Source organism: Pseudomonas meliae (genome assembly GCF_001400515.1).
GTDB lineage: Bacteria > Pseudomonadota > Gammaproteobacteria > Pseudomonadales > Pseudomonadaceae > Aquipseudomonas > Aquipseudomonas amygdali.
Map to the genome: position 1 here is coordinate 1 of NZ_LJQT01000063.1, position 9,753 is coordinate 9,753.

At 58.9% G+C, this 9,753-nt stretch carries 10 protein-coding genes and 1 pseudogene; 2 read left to right on the forward strand and 9 right to left on the reverse strand.

Annotated features, from left to right (window positions below; genetic code table 11):
• Positions 1–66: 66 nt before the first annotated feature.
• Positions 67–510 carry a hypothetical protein gene (locus ALO64_RS02825; RefSeq protein WP_044319229.1) on the forward strand — a complete coding sequence of 148 codons (444 nt, stop codon included), beginning with the start codon at positions 67–69 and terminating at the stop codon, positions 508–510.
• A gap of 167 nt (positions 511–677) precedes the next feature.
• A complete protein-coding gene (locus tag ALO64_RS02830) occupies positions 678–1,055 on the forward strand; it encodes an SCP2 sterol-binding domain-containing protein (protein WP_002555875.1) in 378 nt (125 codons plus the stop codon).
• Here the strand turns inward: ALO64_RS02830 and ALO64_RS02835 are convergent, their stop codons facing one another.
• From ALO64_RS02835 to ALO64_RS02875, 9 genes and pseudogenes are all read right to left on the reverse strand, one after another.
• Positions 1,056–3,017: a DUF7844 domain-containing protein gene (locus ALO64_RS02835; RefSeq protein ID WP_044345214.1), complete on the reverse strand. Its 1,962-nt coding sequence runs from the start codon at positions 3,015–3,017 to the stop codon at positions 1,056–1,058. It lies immediately after the preceding gene.
• On the reverse strand, positions 3,014–3,334 hold the full coding sequence (locus ALO64_RS02840; protein ID WP_002555873.1) for a DUF2388 domain-containing protein: 321 nt from the start codon (positions 3,332–3,334) through the stop codon (positions 3,014–3,016). Before ALO64_RS02840 ends, ALO64_RS02835 begins: the two co-directional genes overlap by 4 nt.
• Positions 3,335–3,372: 38 nt before the next feature.
• The gene (locus ALO64_RS02845; protein ID WP_044345213.1) at positions 3,373–3,678 is read right to left on the reverse strand and encodes a DUF2388 domain-containing protein; all 306 of its coding nucleotides are present in this window, start codon (positions 3,676–3,678) and stop codon (positions 3,373–3,375) included.
• A gap of 86 nt (positions 3,679–3,764) precedes the next feature.
• Positions 3,765–4,082 carry a DUF2388 domain-containing protein gene (locus tag ALO64_RS02850; protein ID WP_002555871.1) on the reverse strand — a complete coding sequence of 106 codons (318 nt, stop codon included), beginning with the start codon at positions 4,080–4,082 and terminating at the stop codon, positions 3,765–3,767.
• A gap of 297 nt (positions 4,083–4,379) precedes the next feature.
• Positions 4,380–4,595 (reverse strand): DUF1127 domain-containing protein, encoded by a 216-nt coding sequence (locus tag ALO64_RS02855; protein ID WP_002555870.1) that lies wholly within the window; start codon positions 4,593–4,595, stop codon positions 4,380–4,382.
• A gap of 320 nt (positions 4,596–4,915) precedes the next feature.
• Positions 4,916–6,409 carry an acetyl-CoA hydrolase/transferase family protein gene (locus ALO64_RS02860; protein WP_044345212.1) on the reverse strand — a complete coding sequence of 498 codons (1,494 nt, stop codon included), beginning with the start codon at positions 6,407–6,409 and terminating at the stop codon, positions 4,916–4,918.
• 180 nt (positions 6,410–6,589) lie between these two features.
• Positions 6,590–8,044 (reverse strand): NAD(P)(+) transhydrogenase (Re/Si-specific) subunit beta, encoded by a 1,455-nt coding sequence (locus tag ALO64_RS02865; protein WP_044345210.1) that lies wholly within the window; start codon positions 8,042–8,044, stop codon positions 6,590–6,592.
• Entirely contained in the window at positions 8,041–8,364 is a 324-nt protein-coding gene (locus tag ALO64_RS02870) for an NAD(P) transhydrogenase subunit alpha (RefSeq protein ID WP_044345208.1), read from the reverse strand. Before ALO64_RS02870 ends, ALO64_RS02865 begins: the two co-directional genes overlap by 4 nt.
• Positions 8,365–8,374: 10 nt before the next feature.
• Positions 8,375–9,477: pseudogene (locus ALO64_RS02875) on the reverse strand (Re/Si-specific NAD(P)(+) transhydrogenase subunit alpha).
• Positions 9,478–9,753: the final 276 nt, after the last annotated feature.

The following is a 9,753-nucleotide window of genomic DNA, read 5'->3' on the forward strand; positions in this document are numbered from 1 at the left end:
TTTTGCAGCGCCTCCCTAGAATCCCGCCCCTGCTGCACCCCTTCAATTACTCTTGGGAAATCTCGAATGAAAAAGCTATGGAAGTTTGCTGCGGTTGCAACTCTGATCGCCGCTACCAGCGGCTGCGTGAGCTACAACGTCAGCCAGCCAAGCGCACCGCTGGAAGGCACGGTCAAAACCGACCTCAAGGCGGACGTCAAGGTAGGCGGTACCATCAGCGGCGAGTCCTCCACCAATGTGTTGTTCAATTTCCTGAGTTTCGGCGGCGATAACCAGTTCGCCGATGGCGTGACATACGGCGGTGCAAGCGGCGGTGGCGGTCTGGGTCTGGCGCTGCCTGATCCTGTCTCGACGACCAAAGCGGCAGCCGCCTTCAAGGCGGTTAAATCCTCCGGTGCCGATCTGATCGTCGCGCCGCGTTACGAAGTCAGCATCAAGGACTACTTCATCTTCAAGAAGGTCGATGTGAAGGTCACCGGCAGCAAAGGCAACATCAACAGCATTCGTTAATGCTGTCGTGATGCTGCTTCCCACGGGAAGCAGCATCCTTGCGTTCAACAAGTGTTTTGTACCGATCTCCCTCGAAATTCATCTTGTCCTACAGGTTTTGGGCCAATAAACCGCTACACTGCCACGCCGATCCTGATCACCGGATCCAGTGCGTACAGAGGCCGAGCATGAAGTTTCGTTTTCTATTGTGGATGCTGGGCCTGCTAATGGCCCGCGCCAGTCGTAACAACCCCGCGTTCCAGCAGCAGTTGGCTGGCAAGGACCTGACATTTCAGTTACAGACCGCAGATGGCAAAATCGCGCGTCACTTCGTGGTGCACGATCAGCGCATTCGCAGTGCCAGCGGTGTGGTTGCAGAGCCAGCCTTTGCCATCTCGTTTCGCGATGCAGCCTTTGGTTTTGACACCCTCCAGGCGAAGAACAAGCAACTGGCGTTCATGAAGGGCATTCAGGACAAGGATATTCAGATCAAGGGCAACCCGGCCCTGGTGATCTGGTTCCAGGGCCTGGTCAAATACCTCAAGCCGAAAAAGAAAGCTGCCTGATCACGGCAGTTGCAGCCCGCCTGCCGCCTTATGCAGCGCCCGAAGGTGCTCGGACACCTGTTTGAGGTTGGCTTCGTTGGCTGCAATTTCCTTGGCGCGTTCAGGCTCCAGCAGGGCGCGCACTTCCTTGTCGAGATCGCCGGTCAGACGCTTGAGTTGTTTCTGGCGTTGACTGCTTTCTGCTTCAAGCCGCTGCCATTCCCCCGCCTGTGGCAAACCGTACCCGCCGCTGCCGAGCAGCTCGGCTGGCCGGCTGAGAAAGCCGCTGCTGGCGAGGATCTCTTGTAGCGTTTTGGTGGCATTGGAGACCTTGCCGTCTTTCACTTCGCGTGCACCGAGATAGCTCTGCTTCACTTCGTCCTGGGCCAATAGCAGTTGCCTGCGCAGGCTGGCCTGCTCCAGCAGCAGAATCGCAGCACTGGTACGCAGATCGGCCTTAGCGAACCACTGACTGCGCTCACTGGCTGGCAGGGCCATCCATTCTTCCACGGTGTTCTGCTTGATCGGCAGGTGCTTCTTCAAAACCTCGAACATGGCTTGATAGCGGTCACGGTAGGAATCGAACCGGTAGCCCAGACGCAATGCTTCTCTGGGGTCGTCCAGCACACTGGTATCGGCCAGCCCGCGGCCTTTGAGGACTTCAAGCAGGCCGTTGGGCAAAATGCTGTCCAGGCCGACGAGCTTGGGATTGTGCGTACCGGCGCGCAGCAACTTGAGGTTTTCAACGGCGCAGTTGTTCGAGAGGAAGTAGTAATTGCCGTCGTAGCTCCAGTGCATCTCGGCAGCGTGCTGAACCAGCCCTTCGATTTCCGGACGCGACAGCTTGATTGGCACGGAGGCCAGGCTGCGCAGTTCGGTCTTGGTGTATTCATCGATGACCTGCGCCAGCGGCAAGACGAACAGCCGTGACGGGTAGGCACCCATCAGGCCGTCCCAGCTCGATAGCTGTACATCGCCGACGAACGCCCGATAAGACAGGACCAGATGCTGGTCGAGGTCCAGGCGGCAGTCCGGCCCGCGAGGACGACCGGGTTTGCAGATCACCAGGCGCAACATGCTGTGGCCCCAGCGGCTCGCCCAGTTCTGATTCGCCTCGGCGAGCAGATAATCCACCGCGTAGACCCGCTCGGGGTCCAGCTTGCCCAGCGGCTCACGGCCGAAGTCGCTGCCGGCATTCAGATAAGGGTAGTACGTGGGGCATTTATCCCGTGCTGCGGGTGCCCAGCCAAAGCGCTCTTTGTAATACGCATACAGCGCCGGGCGACGACAGGCGTAGGCCGGGTCGAGGAGGAAATACTCCATGTTCACGGCCACGAATTCCAGCGGGCTGGTGGTTTCGTAGATATCCGGGCTGCGGGCGACCTGGCCGTTATGTTCCTCGCGTTCACCGCGGCGTCCGACGTATTGCTGCCAGCCCGCCAGGTCCAGCAGGCGAGGGTCGTCACTCAGGGTAAAGCGTCGCTCGGTCTGGCCGCGGCAGTCGTCAGGCAGACCTACCTTGCCCAGTGAACTGCTACGTGATGTGCAGCGAAAAATCGCCGCTCGCTCGCTGGGCGACCACAGGCGGGCGCGGTCGTAGACGTGGGTCAGCTCATGCAGGACGGTGGCGAGCAACTCCTGGCGCACCGTTCCGTGTGGACGGCCTGTCTGGGCGGTGGCTGCCGAACCGTCGGTCAACGAGGCCAGCAGGTGGCTGTTGAGGTATAGCTGATAAGGGCCCGCTGCCTGACCATAGGCGTTTTGCGGCATGTCGCTGGACCAGCTTACCTCGACGGTTCGGTCCAGTGCTTCGACGAAGCTGGGCGGCAGCGCGTGCATGGCTTCGTCGAGCAGCGTCTGGCTGGCTTGCTGTTGCGGCGCATCGAGGCCGTCCGTGTGCAGTTCCAGCTTCAGGCTGGCAAAGGCATGCGTCCCGACCAGCGACAGCGCGCCAGCAAGCAGCCAGGCGCAAAATCGCCTCACAATGCGAGGATTGCTTCAGCCAGGGTCTGATCGCTTGCGCCGCGTGCTTCTGGTACGCGAGTGCGCAGTGTATCGAAGGCAGCATCCAGCTGGGCACCGTGGATGTCACCGCCGCTGGCAACGTAACTGGCGGCGTCGTCCTTGGCCTGGAGCACGACTTTGGAGTCGCGAATTGATGTAGTGGTGTCCGAGGTGAAATCAATGGTACGGCCAAACGCGCGAACGATGATGTTGCTCGTGGCTACAACGGTCTGAGCCTGGGCAAAATCGGCCAGCAATAGCAGGCCAAGGGAAGCAGCAATCAGCGGGGTACGCATGTGGTGACGTCTCCAGTTACGCAAAGAGGGGAAAGTGGCTATTGGACGAGGATTGCCTGCGCCAGTTCAAGGTCGCTGGCACGAAGTTTTGTATCTGCCTGACGCAGGGCGTGCAGCGCGGCCTCAAGCCGGGCACAGCGTATATCTCCGTCGCTGGCGATGAACGCAGCAGCGTCGTCTCTGGCAGCCATCATGAGCTTGTTATCGAAAGGTGCTGTTGTGACTTGACTGGTTGCATAGCCGGTCTTGACCAGACCCTGCGTGGTCGTATCGAACGCTTGAACCTGACTGATGCACATCAGGCTGGCAACGGGTGCGATAAACAGAAGGTGCAGTAAACGCATGACTTTCACGAACCGGCAAAACAGGTAGCAAGGCTAGCGCAATGCTCTGGCCAGAGCTACCCCGGCACATGGCCGGGGCACAACGGTCAGATGGCCAGAATGGCCTGAGCCAGTTGGCTGTCGGTCGCTTGCAGTTCAGGCAGAACCTGGCGGATGTGTTGCAGCGCACCTTCGAGGCGAGCGCTACGGATGTCGCCGGAGCTGGCCACGAAGCTGGCGGCATCGTCTCGGGCGGCCAGAACGATCTTGTCGTCTTTCAGAGAGGAGGAAATGTTGGACGTGGCACGTGTCGATGCATTGACTGCATCGACCACTGCGTCAGTGGTCACAATAAAGCTGGAGGCGTTGGCACCTGCAGCAGCAGTCAACAGGAAGGCAGCGCCGAGGGTACGTAGCAGAGACATGATCGAGTTCCATTGTGGTCAAAAGGGCACAGGCTGCCTGCGAGGCCGAAGGGCCGAGGTAGAGCGCTAGACTATCCCACTGATAGCGCGCTTGTCATGGCAGTCGATGGCTGCAGCTTGCACAGTTTGCATTATTTGGTAACTGTACCTGACGTTTTTGATTTATCTGAAACTGTGCTGTTATTGGCAATCTGTTAAGTACCTGCCCGAAAACGACAAAACCCGTCTCGGTTGCCTGAGACGGGTCTTGTATGAAGCAATTCGGGTTGCTGGCGTCTGGGACCAGCGAGCGCTGATTCAGCGCCAGAACGGCTTGCTCAGCTCTTCGTAACGCTGGGATTCGCTGATACCGGCGTCAGCCAGCAGGCGTGCATCCAGACGAGCCAGTTGATGGCGGCTGGACAGGCGACGCTGCCAGAGCATCAGGTTGGCGAATACGCGCAGAGGCAAAGAAGCTTTTGCAGTGGTAACGGTGCTTTCGCTGAACAGGTCGGAACTGATTGTACGTTCCATGGTGTGACTTCCTTCTGCTTGTGGCGGGATAAGTGAGTTGCTTGACTGGTGCCCATTTTCCTCGCACGCGTCCAGCTTCCATAGACACAGTTCACTTGTATTGTGAGGGTTCAGTTAACTGTGATTGGGCACTGTTTTGTTCATAAATGGGGCAACTGTACCGGTAGGCACCATATAAGTGCATTTTGTGGTCGATTATGGTGATTTTGGCGATTTGAGGCAGTTTTATGACCGGTACAGCAGTACAGTTTTTCAAGAAGCTGTTGAGTGCGAGGAGGAAGTGAGTCGGGGAAGGTCTCGTTCACTTCCAACTGTCCTGTTCAGCCCGGCAGCATGCGCCCGGTTTCTTCCAGGTTGATGTGCCAACTCAGTGCTTCGCGCAGGATGTGCGGGGTATGGCCGCCCAGCACGCAAGCGGCTTTGAAATAGGCGTTCAGTGCGTCGCGGTAATCCGGGTGTACGCAGTTGTCGATGATGACCCGCGCACGTTCGCGAGGGGCCAGACCGCGCAGATCTGCCAGGCCCTGCTCGGTGACCAGAACGTCAACGTCATGCTCGGTGTGGTCGACATGGCTGACCATCGGCACAACGCTGGAAATCGCGCCGGCCTTGGCAATCGACTTGGTGACGAATATCGCCAGGTGCGCATTGCGCGAGAAATCCCCCGAGCCGCCAATGCCATTCATCATGCGCGTCCCGCACACGTGGGTAGAATTCACGTTGCCGTACAGGTCGAATTCCAGCGCAGTGTTGATGCCGATGATACCCAGGCGGCGGATCACCTCGGGGTGATTGGAGATCTCCTGGGGGCGCAATACCAGCCTGGACTTGTAGCGGTTGAAGTCGGCAAAGACTTCCGCGTGTTTGGCCGCCGACAACGTCATGGAGCTGCCTGAAGCAAAGGTCAGTTTGCCCGCGTCGAACAGGTCGAATGTCGAGTCCTGCAGCACCTCGGAGTACATGGTCAGGTCTGTGAAGGGGGACGCCAGCAGGCCGTGCATCACGGCGTTGGCGATGTTGCCGATACCCGCTTGCAGTGGCATCAGCTTGTCGGTAAGCCGGTCTTCGCGCACTTCCTTCTTGAAGAACTCCACCAGATGGTTGGCGATGGCCTGCGTATCCGCGTCAGGTGGGGTGACGGTGGACGGTGAATCTGGTTGATTACTGATGACAATGCCGACGATCTTCGCCGGGTCGATCTTCACTGCATGGCTACCGATGCGCGAGTCTGCTTCCAGCACCGGAATCGGCAGGCGCGTCGGCCGGTAGCTGGGTATATAGATGTCGTGCAGACCTTCCAGCTCCAGCGGCTGCAACAGGTTGATTTCCACGATCACCTGCTTGGCCAGAATCGCGAAGCTGGCCGAGTTGCCTACAGAGGTACTGAGCACCAGATGGCCTTCCTCAGTGATCGCAACGCATTCGATCACCGCCAGGTCCACCGCCTTGATCTGCCGATTGCGCAGCATCTCGACGGTATCGGACAAGTGCTGATCGATGAACATCACCGTGCCGTTGTTGATTGCCTTGCGCAGTGTGCTGTCGACCTGAAAGGGCATGCGCCGGGACAGCACGCCGGACTCGGTCAGTTGCTTGTCCAGGTCATTGCCCAGGCTGGCACCGGTCATCAGGCTGATTTTCAGCGGTGTCACTTTGGCGCGCTCGGCCAGCGCATGGGGCACGGCCTTGGCTTCGCCTGCACGGGTGAAGCCACTCATGCCGACGATCATGCCGTCTTCAATCAAGGCGGCAGCGTCGGCTGCGCTCATAACCTTGCTCATCAGGGAGGGCAGGCGGATACGGTCACGGTACATGGATTCTGTCTCGTAGATAGAAGCGAGCGACAAGTCTAGAGCGTTGAACGAGGTTCGTCCTGCTACCAAGGTCGCATTTGAGGGCTCTAATTGGCGGCTTTCAGCGCAAAACACTGTTACGCAGAATGTAAAAAGCCCCGGTCGCCAAGCGAGCCGGGGCTTTAATGTGGCAGGGTCAGGCTAGGCGTTTTCGACGGCCTTCACCATGTCCTCGATCACCTTTTTGGCATCTCCGAATACCATCATGGTTTTATCCAGATAGAACAGTTCGTTATCCAGACCAGCGTAACCACTGGCCATCGAACGTTTGTTGACGATGATGGTCTTGGCCTTGAATGCCTCCAGAATCGGCATCCCGGCAATGGGCGATTTCGGATCGTTCTTGGCGGCCGGGTTGACCACGTCGTTGGCACCGAGCACCAGCACCACATCGGCCTGACCGAATTCGGAGTTGATGTCGTCCATCTCGAACACCTGATCGTAAGGCACCTCGGCTTCGGCCAGCAGTACGTTCATGTGCCCCGGCATGCGCCCGGCCACCGGGTGAATGGCGTACTTCACCGTGACACCACGGTGCACCAGCTTCTCCGTCAGTTCCTTGAGTGCATGCTGCGCGCGCGCGACTGCCAGCCCGTAACCCGGCACGATGATCACGGTGTCGGCGTTGGTCAGCAGGAAGGTGGCATCGTCTGCCGAGCCGGATTTCACCGGGCGGGCTTCCTTGCTACCTGCCGGCCCTGCCGAATCCGTTGCGCCGCCGAAGCCACCGCCGATCACATTGAAGAACGAGCGGTTCATCGCCTTGCACATGATGTAAGACAGGATCGCGCCCGAAGAACCGACCAGCGAGCCCGCGATAATCAGCATCGAGTTGTTCAGCGAAAAGCCGATCCCGGCCGCTGCCCAGCCTGAATAGCTGTTGAGCATCGAGACCACCACCGGCATGTCTGCACCGCCAATCGGGATGATCAACAGCACACCGATCACGAACGCCAGCGCGAGCATGATCGCAAAAGCAGTAAGGCTACCGGTGAACATGAAGGTCAGACCAAAGAACAGTGTGGCCAGACCAAGCACCAGGTTGAGCTTGTGCTGTCCGGCAAACTGTACTGGTGCGCCTTGAAACAGCCGGAATTTGTACTTGCCCGACAGCTTGCCAAAGGCGATTACCGAGCCAGAAAAGGTGATCGCGCCGATGGCCGCTCCGAGGAACAGCTCAAGACGATTACCCGCGGGGATGGCATCGCCCAGATGACCAACGATGCCCAGTGAGTGAGGCTCTACTACGGCCGCGATGGCGATGAATACCGCTGCCAGGCCGATCATGCTGTGCATGAACGCGACCAGCTCAGGCATTTTGGTCATTTCAACGCGCTTGGCCATGATCGAGCCAGCGGTCCCGCCCACCAGCAGGCCGACCACAATGTAGCCAATGCCCGCACTGGTACCTTCAGCGGTAGACAGCGCAGCCAGTTTGAACACCAGCCCGATTGTCGTGATGACCGCCAGACCCATACCGAGCATGCCGAACAGATTGCCGCGGCGTGAGGTGGTGGGGTGTGACAAGCCTTTGAGTGCCTGGATAAAGGAGATCGACGCGATCAGATACAGCAGGGTGACCAGATTCATGCTCATGACTTCGGCGCCTCATCCTTTGCCTTGGGGGCCTTTTTCCTGAACATCTCCAGCATCCGCCGAGTGACCAGAAAGCCACTAAACACATTCACCGCTGCCAGTGCGACAGCCAGCGTGCCCATGGTTTTGCCCAGCGGCGTCACCGTGAGTGCGGCGGCGAGCATGGCGCCAACGATGACGATGGCCGAGATAGCATTGGTGACCGCCATGAGTGGCGTGTGCAGCGCAGGCGTGACGTTCCAGACCACGTGGTAGCCGACATAGATTGCCAGTACGAAAATGATCAGGTTGTAGACGCCGGGGGAAATCAGCTCTTCCATTGGTGTGTCCTCAGCCGTTCTTGCGTACGACTTGCCCGTCGCGGCACATCAGGCATGCGGCGACGATGTCGTCTTCGAGGTTGATCGAGAATGTACCGTCCTTGTCGAACAGCAGCTTCATGAAGTCCAGCAGGTTGCGGGCATAGAGTGCAGAAGCATCGGCGGCGACCAGCGCTGGCAGGTTGGTGTGGCCGACGATGGTCACTCCGTGCTCGACGACGACTTGATCTGCCACAGTCAGCGGGCAATTGCCGCCTTGTGCAGCGGCCAGGTCGATTACTACCGAACCGGGCTTCATCTGCGCCACGGTTTCGGCGCTGAGCAGCACCGGTGCCTTGCGACCGGGGATCAGGGCGGTAGTAATGACGATGTCCGCCAACCTGGCCCGCTCGTGAACGGCTGCGGCCTGGCGTTGCATCCAGCTGGCAGGCATCGGGCGGGCGTAACCGCCAACGCCTTCGGCGCATTCGCGCTCTTCGTCGGTCTCGTAGGGCACATCAATGAACTTGGCACCCAGCGACTCGATCTGCTCCTTCACTGCCGGACGCACATCCGACGCCTCAACCACTGCACCCAGCCGTTTGGCGGTGGCGATGGCCTGCAGACCGGCAACGCCTGCGCCCAGGATCAGCACCCGTGCGGCTTTGACAGTGCCGGCAGCGGTCATCAGCATGGGCATGAGGCGCGGGTAGTGGTGTGCGGCAAGCAGCACGGCCTTATAGCCCGCGATATTGGCCTGCGAAGACAGCACATCAAGGCTCTGCGCGCGGGAAGTGCGCGGTGCGGCTTCCAGGGCGAACGCGGTGATGCCCTGTGCGGCCATCTTGCCGATGAGTTCATTGTTGAAGGGGTTGAGCATGCCGATGACCACCGAGCCGCTCTTGATCAGGCTCAGCTCATTATCGTCGGGCGCTACAACCTTGAGGATCAACTCGCCCGCAAACGCTTCGTTCGCGCTCCCAATCACAGCGCCTGCAGCTTCGTAAGCGCTGTCCGGAACGCTGGCCTGAATGCCTGCGCCGCTCTGCACGGTAATCCTGTGCCCTTGGCTGATCAGCTTTTAGCTACCCGGGTTTCGCCCGCTTGCGTTTCGAGAGGAACACCAATGTGCACGACAAATCTCCTGCGCGATTTTTTATCGTTCGTATGTAGGCCAGTGCACTACGGCTGGTGCATCTGGCATGGCCAGGCAGCACGCCCCTTTGCAGCAGGGGCGGGGCATTTTGCAGGCGAAGTTTGCGGGCTTCAATACATTCTGTAACGAAACTATAGATGAACTACAAGTCACACTGTGACCTATTGTCGCAGTAATTGGATGCAGGCCATTGCCTGTATGGGTTTTGGCGCTATTCCGTACAAAAAAGGTGATTAAGGAAGGTCTGAAGTAGC